The organism is Denitratisoma sp. (assembly GCA_032027165.1).
GTDB lineage: Bacteria > Pseudomonadota > Gammaproteobacteria > Burkholderiales > Rhodocyclaceae > Desulfobacillus.
This window is the reverse complement of the sequence record JAVSMO010000001.1, coordinates 3356816-3374503: the sequence shown is the minus strand read 5'-3', so window position 1 is coordinate 3374503 and position 17688 is coordinate 3356816. Positions and strand designations below refer to the sequence as shown.

Below are 17688 nucleotides of genomic sequence, written 5' to 3'. Positions count from 1 at the left end.
GCTTAAAGAATAGCGTATGCGTGGTGCAAAGTCATCCGCGCCTTACCGGCGCTGGCGTGGCGCAGGCGAAGCGGCATGCGCCGCCAGCCACTGCTCGACGAACTCCACCCCCCAGGCGACGCCGAAGCCGGTCAGGTCGGTGCCCACCGCGCCCAGCCCCCCGCTGCAGCTCGAGGCCGAGAGATCCATGTGCACCCAGGCCAGCTCATGGGTGAAGCGCTTGAGGAAGCGCGCGGCAAGGATGTGGTCGGCCTCGCCGTCGAGGGTGCACTGCTTGATGTCGGCCACCTTGCTCTCCAGGCCCGCCTCGTAGTCGGCGTCGAGAGGGAAGACGCAGACGCGCTCGCCGCTCGCTTCGCCCGCCGCCACCGCCAGCCGTGCCAGTTCCGAGGAGGTGGCGAAGACGCCGGAGTAGCGGCTGCCCAGGGCGTAGCCCATGCTGCCGGTCAGGGTGGCGAAGTCGATGACGAGATCCGGCCGGGGATTCCCCTTGCCGCCTTTATTGCCGGCGCCGCGGGTTGCCAGGGTCAGCGTGTCGGCCAGCACCATGCGGCCCTCGGCGTCGGTGTGCACCACTTCGATGGTGGTGCCGTCGAGGGCGGTGACGATGTCGTTCTGCTTGTAGGCTTCCGGCGAAAGATGGTTCTGCGCGACGGGCAGCCAGGCATCGATGGCCAGCGGCATGTTGCGCTCGATCAGCGCCTGCATGAGGCCGAGCGCCACGGCGGAGCCGTTCATGTCCTCGTGCATGCCGGCCATGTACTTGGCCGGCTTGAGGTTGTGGCCGCCGGTGTCGAAGCAGATGCCCTTGCCGACCAAAGCCAGCCGGCCCTGCGGCTTCTTCGGCCGCCAGGCAAGATGCACGATCGCGGCATCCTCCGGCACGCTGCCCTGGGCCACGGCGACGAAGGCCCCCGCGCCCAGGCGGCGCAGCCGGCGCATGTCGAATTCTTCGAATTGCCAGCGCCGACCGCGGGCGATCTGGCGCAGTCGCTTGCGATACGTCGACGGCGTCAGCTCGTTGGGTGGCATCGCCGTCAGCGCCCTGGCCAGGGTATTGGCTTCGGCCACCGCGGCGATCTCGGCAAAACCGGCGGCGTCGCGCGCCCCGTAGAGATGGATGCGCGCCAGCGGCCGGGGCTCCGGCTTCTTCCGGCGCGTCGGCAGGCGCGCGCCGTTCAGCCAGGCCACGTAGAGCGCTTCGCGGGCATTCTCGCGGCGCGCTTCGGCGCTGCCGAACAGCGCCAGCACCAGCTCGCGCGGCTGTTCTTCCATGAGCGGCGCCATCGCCCGGCGCAGCAGGCTCTGCCGGTCGAACATGCTTTTGCCGCCGTCGAGCATGACGAAGCTGCACAGGCCGCCGCCGGCAAGGTTGACAGTCACCGGCGTCTTGGCCAGATCCTCGGCCTTCATGTCGCGACGCTTGAGGGCGGCACGCAGCCGTTCGATGGCGGGCACGTCGCGCAAGCCGTCGAGTTTTTTGGCGAAGGGCAGCACCAGCACGGCATGGGTCGCCCGCTCGAGGGCGGCCGCGCCGAGCGGCGCAGCGGATTGGGTCAGTTTGGCCAGCATGTTCGTTTCCTTTAAAATCGATACCGATTATATCCTCGCCTCCGGCCACTTCCTTTCATGCAGCAATACCTCGACCTGATGCGCCACGTGCTCGAGCACGGGCACCCGAAAAACGACCGCACCGGCACCGGCACGCTGTCCGTCTTCGGCTGGCAGATGCGCTTCGACCTGGCGCAGGGTTTTCCGCTGCTCACCACCAAGAAGCTGCATACCAAGTCGATCATCCACGAGCTGCTGTGGTTCCTGAAAGGCGACACCAATATCCGCTACCTCAAGGAAAACGGCGTCTCGATCTGGGACGACTGGGCCGACGCCAACGGCGACCTAGGCCCTGTGTACGGCTACCAGTGGCGCTCCTGGCATGCGCCCGACGGGCGCGTCATCGACCAGATCGCCCAGCTGGTCGACAGTCTGAAGAACAACCCGGATTCGCGCCGCCACATCGTCACGGCCTGGAATCCGGCCGACATCGACCGCATGAAGCTGCCGCCCTGCCACGCGCTGTTCCAGTTCTACGTCGCCGACGGCAGGTTGAGCTGCCAGCTCTACCAGCGCAGCGCGGACATCTTCCTCGGCGTACCCTTCAACATCGCCTCCTACGCCCTGCTCACCCTGATGCTGGCGCAGGTGTGCGGCTACCGGCCCGGCGACTTCGTGCACACCTTGGGCGACGCCCACCTGTACACCAACCACCTCGAGCAGGCGCGCCTGCAGCTCTCTCGCGCACCGCGCGCCCTGCCGCAACTGCGCATCAATCCCGAGGTGCGCGACCTTTTCGCCTTCCGCTTCGGGGATTTCGCCCTCGAAGGCTACGACCCGCATCCGCACATCGCCGCGCCGGTGGCGGTGTAAACGGCGCGTCACGATGATCCTCGGCGGAGACATCGGCGGCACCAAGACCCTGCTGGCGCTGGCCGGCGATGACGGCATCGTCTGCGAGCACCGCTACCCCAGCCGGGACTGGGGCGACTTTCCCGCCTTGCTGCGCGCCTTCCTCGACGACGCCGGCCGCCCAGCGAATATCGTTGCGGCCTGCTTCGGCGTCGCCGGGCCGGTCGATGACAACCGCGCCAAGGTCACCTATTTGCCCTGGGTGGTCGACGGCAGGGCGCTCGCGGAAACCTTCGGGATCGGCAACGTCGCGGTCCTCAACGATTTCGCAACGGCGGCGCAGGGCGTGGCGGCGCTGCAGCCCGGCGATCTCGTGACGCTGCAGGCAGGCAGGCCGCTGGAGCGGTCGCCGCGACTATTGATCGGTGCCGGCACCGGCCTGGGTGTTGCCGGCCTGATACCTGAAGGCGATGGCTGGCGAACGATCAGCGGCGAAGGCGGCCACATCGGGTTCTCCCCCGCCGACGAGGATCAGCTTTCCGTTTGGCGGCATCTCGCGCGCACCGGCGGGCGTGTCACGGCTGAAAACGTCATCTCCGGCCCGGGCCTCGCCGCCATCTATGAGAGCCTGGACAAAGTCAGTTCCGGCAGCACGGCGATCGCCGACCCGGCGGCCATCGCCGCAGCCGCCGAAACCGAGCTGCGGGCCGGACGCGCCCTTGATCTGTTCATCGCCGCCTACGGCGCCTTCGCCGGCGACCTGGCCCTGCTGTTCATGGCTCGCGGCGGCGTCTATCTCGGCGGCGGCATCGCGCCGAAGCTCCTGCCCCGCTTGCAGGCAGGCGGCTTTGTCCGTGCCTTCTGCGCCAGAGGGGCGCATGCCGGGCTGATGCCCGATTTCCCCATCCAGGTCGTCACCAACGAGCGGCTCGGCCTGCTCGGCGCCCTCTCGATTGCTGCAGCGCACACCAAAGACTGTTGATCCCTGTCAATACCACGTCATATTCGCGGCGTAGCATGGTTCATGGAAAGAGGAATTTGCCATCCATCCGCAGGAGGTTGCTATGTCATCGCGCACCACCACTGCAGCAGGCAAATCGGCCACGTCGGCAGTCAAGAAGGCCTCCGGCAAAAGCGCAGCAACGCCCCCCTCGACGCGGCGCCCCGCCACGGAAATCCCACGTTCCCGAGCAAAGAAGAGGGGCTTCGTCCCGCCGGAAGACCGCATGCGCTTCATTGCGGAAGCCGCCTACTTCAAGGCCGAGCAGCGCGGTTTCGCCGGTGGCGGCGAACTGGGGGACTGGATCGAGGCCGAGGCGGAAATCGACGCCCTGCTGAATTCCCGCGGTGCCGGCTAGGCCGGCGCCAGAATCACCGCCGCGAGAGGCGGCAAGGTGAGTTCGAGGCAGGCGGGGAAGCCGTGATGCGCTTCGGCCCGCGCCTGTACGCCGCCGCCGTTGCCCATGTCGCTGCCGCCGTAGTAGCTTGAGTCGCTGTTGAACGCCTCGCGATAGCCGCCGGCCAGCGGCACGCCGATGCGGTAGCCCCGACGGGGCACCGGCGTGAAGTTCAGCGCCACCATGACGAAGGAACCGTCCTGCGCGAAGCGCAGATAGCTGAGCACCGACTGATCCGCATCATGGCAATCGCTCCAGGCGAATCCTCTGGCTTCGAAATCCAGCTCATGCAATGCCGGCATGGCGCCATACAGCCGGTTGAGGTCGCGCACCAGTCGCCGCATGCCGGCATGCGGCGCGTGCTGCAGCAACCACCAGTCGAGCTCGCCGCCGGCATGCCATTCCGCTCGCTGCCCCAGTTCGCTCCCCATGAAGTTGAGCTTCTTGCCGGGCGAGGTCATCTGGTAGGCGAGCAGAAGGCGCGCGTTGGCAAATTTCTGCCAGTCGTCGCCGGGCATCTTGCCGACCAGCGAGCCCTTGCCGTGCACCACCTCGTCGTGCGACAGCGGCAGGACGAAGTTCTCCGTGTAGGCGTAGAGCTGGCCGAAGGTAAGCTGGCTGTGGTGGAAGCGGCGGTGCACGGGATCGTGGGCCAGATAGGCGAGGGTGTCGTTCATCCAGCCCATGTTCCACTTCATGGAGAAGCCCAGCCCGCCCAGGTGCGTCGGTCGCGAGACCATCGGCCAGGCCGTGGATTCCTCCGCGACGGTCAGCGCGCCGGGAAACTCGCCATGCACCATGACGTTCAGCTGGCGCAGGAAATCGATCGCTTCCAGATTCTCGCGCCCGCCGTAGCGGTTGGGCAGCCACTCGCCGGCCTTGCGCGAGTAGTCGAGATAGAGCATGGAGGCGACCGCATCGACGCGCAGCCCGTCGATATGGAATTCCGACAGCCAGTAGTGCGCGCTGGAGAGCAGGAAGCTCCTCACTTCGTTGCGCCCGTAGTTGAAGACGTGCGTGCCCCAGTCGGGGTGGCGCTTCAGGCGCGGGTCCTCGTGCTCGTAGAGCGAACTGCCGTCGAAATGCGCCAGGGCGAAATCGTCCTCGGGGAAATGGCCCGGCGCCCAGTCGAGCAGCACGCCTATGCCGGCCCGGTGGCAGGCGTCGATGAAGAAGCGCAAGTCGTCCGCACTGCCGAAGCGCCGCGTCGGCGCGAAATAACCGGTGGTCTGGTAGCCCCACGATTCGTCGAGCGGGTGCTCGGAGACCGGCAGCAGCTCGATGTGCGTATACCCCATGTCGAGCACATAGGGCAGCAGGTGCTCGGCCAGGTCGCGGTAGGAATAGAAGCGGCCGCCGGGATGGCGCTTCCAGGAACCGGCATGCAGTTCATAGATCGACAGCGGGGCGTGCAGCCAATCCCACTGCGCCCGGCGCGCCAGCCAGTCCGCGTCGCCCCAGGCATGCGCCGCCACGGCCGGCACGCAGGTGGCCGTGGCCGGCCGCATTTCGAAAGCCTGGCCGTAGGGATCGGTCTTCACCTGCACCGCGCCCGTGGCGCGGTTGCGGATTTCGTACTTGTACAGGGCGCCCGCTGCCACGCCGGGAAGAAAAAGTTCCCAGACGCCGGAGGCGCCCAGCGAAGCCATCGGATGGATGCGGCCGTCCCAACGGTTGAACTCGCCGACGACGGAAACGCGCTCGGCGTTCGGTGCCCAGACGCGAAAGCAGACGCCTTCCACTCCCTGACGCGCTTCTGCATGGGCGCCCAGCAGACGATAAGCTTGATAATTCCGGCCTTCGCTGAAAAGATACAGGTCGTGAGGGGTCGCCGTCGGCGGGAAGGCGTAGGGGTCATGGCAGCGCAACGTGGCTCCGCTGCCCGCGACGTGCAGGACATAAGGGTCGGCAGGCAATGCAGTGCCGCGCCATTCGAAAACGCCCGCCGCATCGACGCAGGCAAACGCCTCCTGCCCGGCGGGTGTTTCCAGGGCAACGGAAGCGGCCCCGGGACGGTATACGCGAATGCGCCAGCCGCTCTCGTCGCGAACGGGGCCGAGGCAGGCGAACGGGTCGTATTCCCGCGCAAGCAGCAGGCGGCTCCACGGCCTTGCGGCGGCAGACCGGTCGGTAACGGATGGCTTGGCACTCATAGTCGCATCTGAAAGGGCAACCTTATGCAAGAAGGCAAAGAAGCATTGCGCCAGGTTTACTCCACCACGCGGAGCGGGCAGGGCCTGCGCTTCGTCAGCCAGCTTACCCGCGACACCTTCGCGCTGGTGCTGGCGGGCGGGCGCGGCAGCCGACTCAAGCAGCTCACCGACTGGCGCTCCAAGCCGGCCGTTCCCTTTGCCGGCAAGTTCAGGATCATTGATTTTACGCTATCCAACTGCGTCAACTCCGGCGTGCGCAGAATCGGCGTCGCCACCCAGTACAAGTCGCAGAGCCTGATCCACCACCTGCAGCGCGGCTGGAGCTTCCTCGACGGCCGCCTCAACGAATTCATCGATCTGCTCCCCGCCCAGCAGCAGATGGGCGAGGACTGGTACAAGGGCACGGCCGACGCCGTCTTCCAGAACCTCGACATGCTGCGCCGCCATCGCCCCAAGTACATCCTGGTCCTCTCCGGCGACCATGTCTACAAGATGGACTACGGCCGCATGCTCGCCTTCCACGTCGCCGAGGAGGCCGACATGACCGTGGCCTGCATCGAGGTGCCGCGCGAGGAGGCCAGCGCCTTCGGCATCATCAGCGTGGGCGAGGATTGGCGCGTCACCCGCTTCACCGAGAAGCCGAGGGACCCCGAGCCCGTCCCCGGCAAGCCCGATCGCGCCCTCGTCAGCATGGGCGTGTATGTCTTCAATGCCGGTTTTCTCTTCGAGCAATTGATCCGCGACAGCGACGACCCGGCCTCCTCCCATGACTTCGGCAAGGACATCATCCCGCACATCGTGCAGCGCTACCGCGTCTTCGCCCACGATTTCGCCGGGAGCTGCGTCGGCAGCGAAGAGGGCGAGCCCTACTGGCGCGACGTCGGCACGCTGGATGCCTACTGGGAAGCCAACATGGACATCATCCGCGTCACGCCGGAGCTGAACCTCTACGACGATGCCTGGCCGATCTGGACCTACCAGGAGCAGCTGCCGCCGGCCAAGTTCGTCTTCGACGACGACGATCGCCGCGGCATGGCCGTCGATTCGATGGTCTCGGGCAACTGCATCATCAGCGGCGCCGTCGTGCGCCGCTCGCTGCTCTTCTCCGGCGTGCGCGTCGAGGAGCGCAGCGTGGTCGAGGATTCGGTGATCCTGCCCAAGGTGCAGATCGGGCGCAACGCCGTCATCAAGCGCGCCATCCTCGACAAGCGCTGCCGCATCCCGGACGGCATGCAGATCGGCGTCAACCGCGAGGAAGACGCACGCCGCTTCCACGTCACGGAAAAGGGCATCACGCTGGTGACGCCGGAGATGCTCGGCCAGCAGGTGCATCGGGTCCGGTGACCCGCCAGCGGTGAACGCAATGGAAACCCAGCGCAGGCTCGACCTGGTCTTCCTCTGGCACATGCACCAGCCGGATTATCGCGACCACGCCACGGGCGAATTCCGCCGGCCGTGGACCTATCTCCACGCCCTGAAGGACTACACCGACATGGCGGCGCACCTGGAGCGGCATCCTCGGGTGCGCGCCGTGGTGAACTTCGTGCCGGTGCTCCTCGACCAGATCGAGGACTACGTGCGGCAGTTCGACACCGGCGCCTTCCGCGACCCGCTGTTGCGCCTGCTGGCGCGCGAATCCCTCGACCGCCTGGAAGCGGATGAGCGGGCGCTGATCCTCGCCACCTGCCTGCCCGGCAACCATGCGCGCATGGTGGCGCCCTACCCCCGCTTCGAGCGGCTGCACAACCTCTTCCGACCGATCGCCGGCCAGGGCATCACCGCCACCGCCTACCTGTCGGGCGCCTTTTTCGCCGACCTGCTGGTCTGGTACCACCTGGTGTGGACCGGGGAAACCGAGCGCCGGCACCAGTCGCTGCTGGCCGAGCTGATGTCCAAGGGCGAGGGCTTCACCCTCGATGACCGGCGCCGCCTGCTGTCGTTGATGGCGGACGCCATGCGCGGGCTCATCCCGCGTTACCGGACACTCGCCGAGCGCGGCCAGGTCGAGCTGTCGGCGACGCCGGACACGCACCCCCTGGCGCCCCTGCTCCTCGATTTCGCCTCGGCGCGCGAGGCGCAACCCGACCTCGCCCTGCCGGCATCGCATTTTTATCCGGGCGGCCGGTCGCGCGTCGACCGGCATATCGCCCTGGCACGCGACAGCCACGCGCAACGCTTCGGCCAGCCGCCAACGGGAATGTGGCCGGCCGAGGGCGCACTGTCGACCGCCTTCCTGCAGCAACTGGCGGCCCAGGGCTGCCGCTGGGCCGCATCGAGCCAGGGCGTGCTCGCCAACAGCCTGCGCCGCAGGCACGTCGATTCATCGAAGGGCCATCTCTACCATCCCTGGCGGATCGAGGCCGCGCCCGGCATCGCCGTTTTCTTCCGCGACGAAAAACTGTCCGACCTGATCGGCTTCGAGTATGCCAAGTGGCACGGCCGCGATGCCGCCCAGCATTTCGTCGACCAGCTCGCGCGCATCCGCGACGAGGCGCCCGTCGGGGAAACGCCGCTGGTCTGCGTCATGCTCGACGGAGAAAACGCCTGGGAGCACTATCCCTACAATGCCTATTACTTCTTCGAGGACCTCTACGGGCTGATCGCCGCCCAGTCCTGGCTCGCCACCACCACCCTGGCCGACTGGCTGGCCCGCCACCCCGATCGCTCGGGAACGCTGCCCGCACTGGTGGCGGGCAGCTGGGTGTACGGCACCTTCTCCACATGGATCGGCGACCCGGCCAAGAACCGCGCCTGGGACCTGCTCTGCGCCGCCAAGCAGGCGTATGATCTGGTCATGGACAGCGGGCGGCTCGACGACGCCGCGCAGCGCGCCGCCGAGGCGCAACTGGCGGTATGCGAGGGCTCGGACTGGTTCTGGTGGTTCGGCGACTACAACCCGCGCGAAGCGGTGGAAAGCTTCGACGCGCTGTTCCGCGCCAACCTCGCCCACCTCTACCGCCTGCTGCGTCTGCCCGAGCCGCGCGAACTCGCGGTACCGCTCTCCAGCGGCGGCGGCTCGCCAGAGGGTGGCGGCGCAATGCGGAGAGCCTCATGACCCAACCCGTTTCCCTCCTCCTCGGCGTGCATGCCCACCAGCCGGTCGGCAACTTCTCCTCGGTCCTGGAGGAGGCGCACGAGCGTTGCTACCGCCCCTTCCTGCGCACCCTGCACCGCTACCCGCAGTTCCGCTTCGCCGCGCATTTCTCCGGCTGGCTGCTCGACTGGCTGCTGGCGCAGCACCCGCTGGACATGGCGCTGCTCAAGGAGATGGTGGCGCGAGGCCAGGTCGAGCTGTTCGGCGCCGGCGACTGCGAGCCGGTGCTGGCTTCGATACCTCAGCGCGACCGCATCGGCCAGCTGAGCGTCCTGTCGGACAAGCTGCAGCGTCGCTTCGGCGCCCGCGTAGAAGGCGCCTGGCTCACCGAGCGCGTCTATATCCCCACCGTGGTGCCGGCGTTGGCCGACTGCAGCATGAAATACGTGACGGTGGACGACTATCACTTTCTCTGCACCGGCAAGGCAGCCGACGAACTCGACGGCTTCTACACCACGGAAGAGGATGGCCGAACCATCGATCTCTTTCCCATCTCGGAGCAGCTGCGCTACCGGCTGCCCTTCTCGCCGGCGGCCGAGGCCGTCGCCTACCTGGAAGGGCTGGCCCGCGAAGGTCACCAAGCCGCGGTGTATTTCGACGACATCGAGAAATTCGGCATCTGGCCGGAAACCTATGAGTGGGTATACGAAAAGGGCTGGCTGGAGCAGTTCATCGAGGGCGTGCTCGCCTCGCCGCTCATCCGCACCGAGACGTATAGCGCATTCCATTCCCGCAGCACGACGCGCGGCATCATCTACCTGCCGACCACCTCCTATATCGAGATGAACGAGTGGGCGCTGCCGGCGCGCGCGGCGGCGGTCTACGACGAAGTGGTCGAGCGCGAGAAGCGCGAAGGCCGCTACGAGCGCACCAAGCCGTTCGTCCGCGGCGGCATCTGGAAGAATTTCTTCATGCGCTACCCGGAATCCAACTGGATGCACAAGCGCATGTTGGGCCTGTCAGACCGGCTGGCGGCATTGCCACCCGGCGGACGCACGGTCGCGCTCACCGAACATCTCTACCGGGCCCAGGCAAACGACGCCTACTGGCACGGCCTGTTCGGCGGCCTCTACCTGCCGCACCTGCGGCGCGAGGTCTTCAGCAACCTGCTCGCGCTGGAGGCGGCGCTCGATGCCGTCGCGCCGCGCCCGCCGCTGGCCGTCGGCGATGCCGACTACGACGGAGTGCGCGAGCTCTTCCTCGGCAACGCCGATGTGCAGGCGGTGGTAAAGCTCGACGCCCACGCCGCCCTGTGCGAACTCGACGCCTATGGGCTGGCCCAGAATTTCGGCGACGTGCTGACGCAGCGCGCCGAACATTACTATCACAAGCTCGAAGCCGCGCCGCAGGCGAAACAGGAAGCGGCGGGCATCGCTTCCGCCCACGACCGCGTCGCCTTCAAGGATGTGATCGGCGCGGCCGACGTCGTGCCGGATGCACGGCCGCGCCGCCTGTTTCTCGATGCCTGGCGCCGCCCCGACGGCAAGACGGTCTGGCCGGAGTATGCGGCGGGCGCCTTCAAGGCGCCGCTGATGAGTGCCGCCTTCGGGGCCGCGCTCGACGGCGGCGAGGTGACGAAGACGCTCACGCTGGCCGGACGCGCGCTGCAGGTCGCCTACCGGCTGCGCAACGTTCCCGGCGGCCGCTTCTCGGTCGAACTCAACCTCGCCATGCCCAGCTGCGACGGCTATTCGGGCCGCTACATCCTCGCCGACGGCAGCATCCCCTGCGGCTTCGGCCAGGCGCTGGACCTCGCCGCATCGCAGCGACTGACTCTGGACGACCGTTTCCTCGGCGGCGGGCTGCGGCTGACGGCAAGCCGGCCCGTCGACATCTCCGGCCGCCCGCATTACACCGTCTCGCAATCCGAGGCCGGCTTCGAGAAGATCATGCAGGCGGTCTGCCTGACCCTGTCCTGGCCGGTCGACGCCGTCCTGCAGGAGCTGACTTTCGCCCTGGAAATCCTCGCCGACAAGTAGGTATCCGCATGCGGCTGCTCGGCACCCTCATCGTCGGTCTCGTTCTCGGCTACGCTGCGCTCGCCGCCCTGCTGGTCGTCTTCCAGTCGCGCTTCATCTACTTTCCCGAGATGGGGCGCGAAGACCGCGCCACGCCGGCGCAAGTGCGGCTGCCCTTCGAGGAGGTGCGCATCGCCACCGCCGACGGCGAAACCCTGCACGGCTGGTTCGTACCGGCGTCCGATGCACGCGCAACGGTCTTGTTCCTGCACGGCAACGCCGGCAGCATCGCGCACCGGCTCGACTGGCTGCCGATGTTCCAGCGGCTGAGCCTGTCCGCCCTGCTGGTCGACTACCGCGGCTACGGCGCCTCGACCGGCCGCCCCTCCGAAGCCGGCACCTACGCCGACGCCGAGGCGGCCTGGCGGCATCTGACCGAAGACCGGCGCATCGCGCCCGGGCGCATCGTCGTATTCGGCGAATCGCTCGGCGGCGCCGTCGCCGCGCGCCTTGCCGCCCGCGTCAATCCGGCCGCGCTGGTGCTGCACTCGGCCTTCACGTCGGCACCGGACCTCGCCGCCGACCTCTATCCCTTCCTGCCGGCGCGGCTGCTCACCCGCTTCTCCTACGACACGCTGGCGGCCGTGCGCGAGCTGCGCTGCCCGCTGCTGGTGGCGCACAGCCTGCAGGACGAGATCGTTCCTGCAGCCCACGGCCGCCGGCTGTACGAGGCCGCAGCCGGCCCGAGGCAGTGGATTGAGCTGGCCGGCTCGCACAACGACGGATTCATTTTCATGCGCACCGAATGGGTGCATCGGTTCGACGAGTTTTTGCAGCGCCATCTGCCTGTCTGAACGGCGGTGGTAAGATTGACGCAAGCGCGCCACAAGGAGGCCACAACATGTCTGACATAGTGAAACTGCTCGGCGACGAAGCCGACAAGCTCCTCAAACACGAATGCCGCGGCATTCCCAAGGCCCGCCTGCATCTGCCCGGCCCGGATTTCGTCGATCGCGTCGTCGCCCAATCCGACCGCAAGCCGGCGGTGCTGCGCAACCTCGCCGCGCTGTTCAACCACGGACGCCTCGCCGGCAGCGGCTACCTGTCGCTGCTGCCGGTGGACCAGGGCATCGAGCATTCCGCCGGCGCCTCCTTCGCGCCCAACCCGGACTTCTTCGATCCCGAACACATCGTGCAGCTGGCCATCGAGGGCGGCTGCAACGGCGTCGCCTCGACGCTGGGCGTGCTGGGCGCCGTGTCGCGCAAGTACGCCCACAAGATCCCCTTCATCGTGAAGTTCAACCACAACGAGTTCCTCTCCTACCCGAACACCTACGACCAGACGCTGTTCGCCGACGTCGAGCAAGCCTTCGAGATGGGGGCGTGCGCGGTGGGCGCGACGGTGTATTTCGGCTCGCCCGAATCGCGCCGGCAGATCTGGGAAGTGTCGCAGATGTTCAAGCGTGCTCACGAACTCGGCATGGCGACCATCCTCTGGTGCTATCTGCGAAACGGCGCCTTCAAGCAGGGCGACATGGACTACCACGTCTCGGCCGACATGTCGGGCCAGGCCAACCACCTCGGCGTCACCATCGAGGCGGACATCATCAAGCAGAAGATGGCGGAGAACAATGGCGGCTTCAACGCACTGAAGTTCAGCAAGACCAGTTCCAAGGTGTACTCCGAACTGACGACCGACCATCCGATCGACCTCGTGCGCTACCAGGTGGCCTGCTGCTACATGGGCCGCGCCGGCATGATCAATTCCGGCGGCGAGTCGAAGGGCGCCGGCGACCTCGCCCAGGCGGTGCGCACTGCAGTGATCAACAAGCGCGCCGGCGGCATGGGCCTGATTTCAGGACGCAAGGCCTTCCAGAAGCCGATGAAGGAAGGCGTCGAGTTGCTCAACGCCATCCAGGACGTTTACCTCTCGAAGGACGTGACCATCGCCTGATCGCCGATTATGCCCGGGACACCCTTTCATCTCGAAGTCAATCCGCAGCTGCCGCCGCGCCTGGCGCGGCTGGAGGAGCTCGCCAACAATCTGTGGTACAGCTGGGACCGGCAGACGCGCACGCTGTTCGCCCGCCTGCACCCCAGCCTGTGGGGGGCGGTCGGCCACAGCCCGAAGGCCTTCCTCAAGCGCGTCGACCAGCAGCGCCTGCTCGATGCCGCCGACGATCCGGTGTTTCTCGGCAATTACGCTCGGGTGCTCTCGGCCTACGACACCTACCACAACGAGCCGGGGCGCACCAACGGCGCCCAGCATCTGCGCCACACGGATCTCGTCGCCTATTTCTGCTTCGAGTTCGGCTTCCATGAGAGCCTGCCGATCTACTCGGGCGGCCTTGGCATCCTCGCCGGCGACCACTGCAAGGCGGCCAGCGACCTGCGCATGCCCTTCATCGCCGTCGGCCTGCTGTTCCGTCAGGGCTACTTCCACCAGACCATCGACAGCGAGGGCGCCCAGCACGCCATCTACCGCGACGCCGACTTCGACGACCTGCCGATTACGCCCGTCCTGCGCACGGACGGCTCCGAGCTGCATGTCCAGGTCGAAATGCCCGACCGCCTGGTCGAGGTCAAGGTCTGGCAGGTGCGCGTCGGCCATGTCACCCTCTACCTGCTCGACACCGACCTGGAGGCGAACAGCGCGCACGACCGGGACATCGCCCACCGTCTCTATGGCGGCGACCGCACCACGCGCATCGAACAGGAGATCATTCTCGGCGTCGGCGGCGTGCGGGCGCTGGTGGCGATGGGCCTCAAGCCGACGGTGTGGCACATCAATGAAGGCCACGCAGCCTTCATGATCCTGGAGCGGATACGGCACCTCACCACCCAGGGCATCGACATCGCCGCCGCCGTCGAAGCCGTGGCATCGCACACGGTGTTCACGACGCACACCGCGGTGCCGGCCGGGCACGACCATTTCAGCGAGGACATGATCCGCCGCTATTTCGAGCATGCCTGCAAGGAGTTGCAGGTATCGACCGAACAGCTGCTGGCGCTGGGCCGCGTGCCAAGCGGCCACGAGTTCAACATGACCGCCCTGGCGATCCGCGGCTCGCGCTTCCACAACGGAGTCTCGCGCATCCATGGCGGCGTCTCTGCCCACATCCTGTCCGGCCTGTGGCCGCAGATCGAGGCCGACGACAACCCCGTCACCTACGTCACCAACGGCGTGCATGTGCCGACCTTCCTTTCCAACGAATGGAACGAACTGTTCGACCGCTTCCTCGGCCCGGGCTGGAGCCAGCGCGTCATGGACAAGGGTTGCTGGGAAGGCATCCACACCATTCCCGACCACCAGTTCTGGAGCGTGCACCAGTCGCTCAAGGCGCAGATGCTGCACCTCGTGCGCCACCGTGTTTCCACCCAGCACGCCCGCAACCACGGCTCCGAAGCGCACCTCGACCGCATGTTCCGGCTGGCCAATCCGGACAATCCGAACGTCCTGACGATCGGCTTCGCCCGCCGCTTCGCCACCTACAAGCGCGCCGCGCTGCTGTTCGAGAACCTCGATTGGCTTCGCGAGATCCTCTGCGATCCGCAGCGCCCCGTGCTGTTCCTATTCGCAGGCAAGGCCCATCCGGCCGACCAGCCGGGGCAGGCACTGATCCGCCGCGTCATGGAAGTGGCCCGCATGCCGGAATTCGAAGGGAAGATCCTGCTGGTCGAGGACTACGACCTGCGCTTCGCGCGACGCCTCGTCTCCGGCGTGGATGTCTGGCTGAACAATCCGCAATATCCGCTGGAAGCCTGCGGCACGTCGGGCATGAAGGCCGCTATCAACGGTATCCCCAACCTCTCCGTCCTGGACGGCTGGTGGGGGGAGGGCTACGACGGCAAGAACGGGTGGGGCATCAAGCCAGCCTCCGAGACGCTCGACGAAACGCGCCGCAACCGCGAGGAAGCGCGCACGCTCTACGAACTTCTGCAGGACAGCGTGATCCCGCTCTATTACAACTGGGGCCCGATGGGCTACTCGCCCGGCTGGGTGGCAATGGCCAAGCACTCGATCGCCACGCTGCTGCCGCGCTTCAACTCGACCCGCATGCTCTCGGATTATCTGTCCCGCTTCTACGTGCCGGCCTCGCATCAGTACCGGCGCTATTCCCAGGACAACTATGCCGGCGCACGTGCGGTGGCGCAATGGAAGTCTCGCGTGCGCGCTGCCTGGCCGCATGTCACGCTGCGCCGGCTGGACGCCCCGAAGCGGCGCATCCATTTCGGAGACAGCCTGCGCTTCGAGGTGGCGGTCAATCTGGGCGGGCTGCAGCCCGGCGATGTGGTGGTGGAACTGCTGTTCGGCCGTCCCGCCGGCGGCAACCTGCCCAAAAAGGCGCGCAGCCACCGCTTTCAGCATGAGCGGCAGCTCGATCCTGGCGAGCAGCTCTACGCCCTTGAACTGACGCCGGAATACTGCGGCAAGATCGAGTACCGCATCCGCATCTACCCTCACCATGAAATGCTGACGCACCCCTTCGAGATGGGCATGATGATCTGGCTCTAGCCGGTTGTCGAAATTGGCATCGCCTGCAACCGGATTCCGCATGAAAGTTCTTTTCGTCACGCCCGAACTCGCGCCCTGGATGAAAAGCGGCGGCCTGGGGGAAATCTCCTGGTCGTTGCCCGCTGCGCTGCTGGAGGCCGGCATCGATGTGCGCATTCTCGTGCCGGCTTACTCCTCGCTGCTGGCGGCTTTCCCGACCGCAAGGCAGGTTGCGGAATTGCCAGGACCTGGCGGCAAATTGCCGGATTCCCGCTTGCTCGAGGCAAAGGCCGAGAGCGGCGTGCCGCTGCTCCTGCTCGACTGCCCGGCTTTCTTCCGGCGCGAAGGCTCCGCCTATCTGGACGCCGACGGCAACGATTTCGCCGACAACTACCTGCGCTTCGGGCTCCTGTCGAATGTCGCCGCCCTGTTGAGCAGCGAGTCAAGCCCTCTGGACTGGCGTCCCGACGTCCTCCATTGCAACGACTGGCCTTGCGGCCTGGCGCCAGCCTACCTGCATTTCATCGGCGGGGCGAAGGCCGCGACCGTCATGTCGATCCACAACCTGGCCTTTCAGGGGATCTTCCCCGCCGACTCGCTGACCGCGCTCGCCCTGCCGTCCGCAGCCTTCGCAATGGACGGGGTTGAATTCTGGGGGAAGCTTTCCTTCATGAAGGCCGGCCTGCACTACGCCGAGCGGATCACGACTGTCAGCCCCCGCTATGCCGAGGAAATCCAGACGGAGGCTTTCGGCTACGGTTTCGCCGGACTGCTGCGATGGCGCCGCGACGATCTGTGCGGCATCCTCAACGGCATCGACACGAGGACATGGGACCCGGCCACCGATCCCTATCTGCCGAGGCATTACGAGTTCGCCCACCTGAAAGGCAAGGAAGCCAACAAGGCTGCCCTGCGGCAGCGCTTCGGCCTGTCGGCAGAAACCTCCGCGCCGGTGCTCGGGGCGGTGTGTCGCATCACACAGCAGAAGGGTCTCGATTTGTTGCTCGGCATAGGCGACGAGATCGCCGCCATGCCGGCGCAACTCGTCGTGCTCGGCACCGGAGACAAGGGCCTGGAGGCCGCGCTGTCAGGCCTGGCGGCACGTCATCCCGGGCAATTCGCGGTGCGCATCGGATTCGACGACGGCTTGGCACACCTCGTCGAGGCCGGCGCCGACATCTTCCTCATGCCTTCGCGCTTCGAACCATGCGGACTGAATCAGATGTACAGCCTACGCTATGGCACACCGCCTCTGGTCCGTGAAACCGGGGGGCTGGCCGACACGGTGGTCGATTGCAATGAGGCAACGCTTGCAGACGGCACGGCCAACGGCTTCGTTTTTAATGATGCCACCCCGGAAGCCCTGTTTCAAACCATTCGCCGCGCCGTGTCCGCCTGGCACGACAAGGCCCTCTGGCACAAGCTCCAGCGAAACGGAATGGTGCTGGATTTCAGCTGGTCGAAAGCAGCTACTGCCTACAAGGCAATCTATGCCGAGCTGCCGGTCAGCCGCGAGAAAAAGAAAACTGCGGCAAGGACACGAAGTCCCGCCGCTAGCTGAGAACGGTGCGGACGCTCTGGAGGATGATGACAAATCCGCCCAGACCGACTGCGCCGACGAGGAGATTGTTGAGGGCCGAGCCGTTGCGGCGATCCAGCAGGCGCTTGGCCAGCGCCAGCGCACCGATCACCGCGCTCAAAGCAGCCAAGGTGGAGAGATTCGGATCGAGCAGTACGGCCCGAACCCGCTCGACCAGCCATCCGTCGGGCCCCATGGTATAGAACACCGCGCCGATGATGCCGACAGCCAGGCAGGAGAAGACCATCAGGGTCGTAAAGGTTTCCCTGGTTTCATGCATCAAACGTTCCATGGCATCCCCTCTCGTGTAAAAAGAAGCCGGCGCAGACAGGACGCGATCGGTTGGCTCAGGACCGATCCCCGAAGGTAGAGGCATCCTGTCTTACGGGCGGCCGGCATTCGTAAAACCGTCCGTACAACTTGCTGCAAAACTTATTCTCATCCCATTTATAGCAAACGCTGTGCCAGTCACTGGTTTTCCATTTTTAAACATTGCACAAGATGATTTTCTTAATGCCATTCGATAGACACGAATTTGATTAAAGCGTCTGGCGTAGACGACACGCCGCCCGCGATGATGGCGCAACCTTTTGAATCAACGTGATTTTT

At 66.3% G+C, this 17688-nt stretch carries 13 protein-coding genes; 10 read left to right on the top strand and 3 right to left on the bottom strand.

What is annotated here, in order from left to right:
• Window positions 1-42: 42 nt before the first annotated feature.
• Complete coding sequence (locus ROZ00_16470) at window positions 43-1572, bottom strand: leucyl aminopeptidase family protein (protein ID MDT3737825.1); 1530 nt, start codon at window positions 1570-1572, stop codon at window positions 43-45.
• Between the two features lie 57 nt (window positions 1573-1629).
• Between ROZ00_16470 and ROZ00_16465 the strand changes: the two genes are divergently transcribed.
• From ROZ00_16465 to ROZ00_16455, 3 genes are all read left to right on the top strand, one after another.
• Window positions 1630-2424: a thymidylate synthase gene (locus tag ROZ00_16465; protein ID MDT3737824.1), complete on the top strand. Its 795-nt coding sequence runs from the start codon at window positions 1630-1632 to the stop codon at window positions 2422-2424.
• Window positions 2425-2437: 13 nt separating this feature from the next.
• Complete coding sequence (gene glk, locus ROZ00_16460) at window positions 2438-3385, top strand: glucokinase (GenBank protein ID MDT3737823.1); 948 nt, start codon at window positions 2438-2440, stop codon at window positions 3383-3385.
• Window positions 3386-3629: 244 nt separating this feature from the next.
• Window positions 3630-3761 carry a DUF2934 domain-containing protein gene (locus ROZ00_16455; protein ID MDT3737822.1) on the top strand — a complete coding sequence of 44 codons (132 nt, stop codon included), beginning with the start codon at window positions 3630-3632 and terminating at the stop codon, window positions 3759-3761.
• Here the strand turns inward: ROZ00_16455 and glgB are convergent.
• The gene (gene glgB, locus ROZ00_16450; GenBank protein MDT3737821.1) at window positions 3758-5953 is read right to left on the bottom strand and encodes a 1,4-alpha-glucan branching protein GlgB; all 2196 of its coding nucleotides are present in this window, start codon (window positions 5951-5953) and stop codon (window positions 3758-3760) included. The two genes, ROZ00_16455 and glgB, sit on opposite strands and share 4 nt — an antisense overlap.
• Window positions 5954-5977: 24 nt before the next feature.
• Here glgB and glgC point away from each other — a divergent pair, with 24 nt between their 5' ends.
• From glgC to glgA, 7 genes are read left to right on the top strand one after another with little or no spacing between them, the layout of a single operon-like run.
• The gene (glgC, locus tag ROZ00_16445; protein ID MDT3737820.1) at window positions 5978-7297 is read left to right on the top strand and encodes a glucose-1-phosphate adenylyltransferase; all 1320 of its coding nucleotides are present in this window, start codon (window positions 5978-5980) and stop codon (window positions 7295-7297) included.
• Between the two features lie 19 nt (window positions 7298-7316).
• A complete protein-coding gene (locus ROZ00_16440; protein ID MDT3737819.1) occupies window positions 7317-9008 on the top strand; it encodes a glycoside hydrolase family 57 protein in 1692 nt (563 codons plus the stop codon).
• Window positions 9005-11026 carry an alpha-amylase/4-alpha-glucanotransferase domain-containing protein gene (locus ROZ00_16435; protein MDT3737818.1) on the top strand — a complete coding sequence of 674 codons (2022 nt, stop codon included), beginning with the start codon at window positions 9005-9007 and terminating at the stop codon, window positions 11024-11026. The genes ROZ00_16440 and ROZ00_16435 overlap by 4 nt, the downstream gene beginning before the upstream one ends.
• Before the next feature lie 8 nt (window positions 11027-11034).
• Window positions 11035-11859: an alpha/beta hydrolase gene (locus ROZ00_16430; protein MDT3737817.1), complete on the top strand. Its 825-nt coding sequence runs from the start codon at window positions 11035-11037 to the stop codon at window positions 11857-11859.
• A 47-nt stretch (window positions 11860-11906) separates the two neighbouring features.
• Window positions 11907-12959 carry a class I fructose-bisphosphate aldolase gene (locus ROZ00_16425; GenBank protein ID MDT3737816.1) on the top strand — a complete coding sequence of 351 codons (1053 nt, stop codon included), beginning with the start codon at window positions 11907-11909 and terminating at the stop codon, window positions 12957-12959.
• A gap of 9 nt (window positions 12960-12968) precedes the next feature.
• Entirely contained in the window at window positions 12969-15521 is a 2553-nt protein-coding gene (gene glgP / locus ROZ00_16420; GenBank protein ID MDT3737815.1) for an alpha-glucan family phosphorylase, read from the top strand.
• A 40-nt stretch (window positions 15522-15561) separates the two neighbouring features.
• Complete coding sequence (glgA, locus tag ROZ00_16415) at window positions 15562-17061, top strand: glycogen synthase GlgA (protein ID MDT3737814.1); 1500 nt, start codon at window positions 15562-15564, stop codon at window positions 17059-17061.
• Here the strand turns inward: glgA and ROZ00_16410 are convergent.
• Window positions 17054-17371 (bottom strand): hypothetical protein, encoded by a 318-nt coding sequence (locus ROZ00_16410; GenBank protein MDT3737813.1) that lies wholly within the window; start codon window positions 17369-17371, stop codon window positions 17054-17056. The genes glgA and ROZ00_16410 overlap by 8 nt on opposite strands.
• Window positions 17372-17688: the final 317 nt, after the last annotated feature.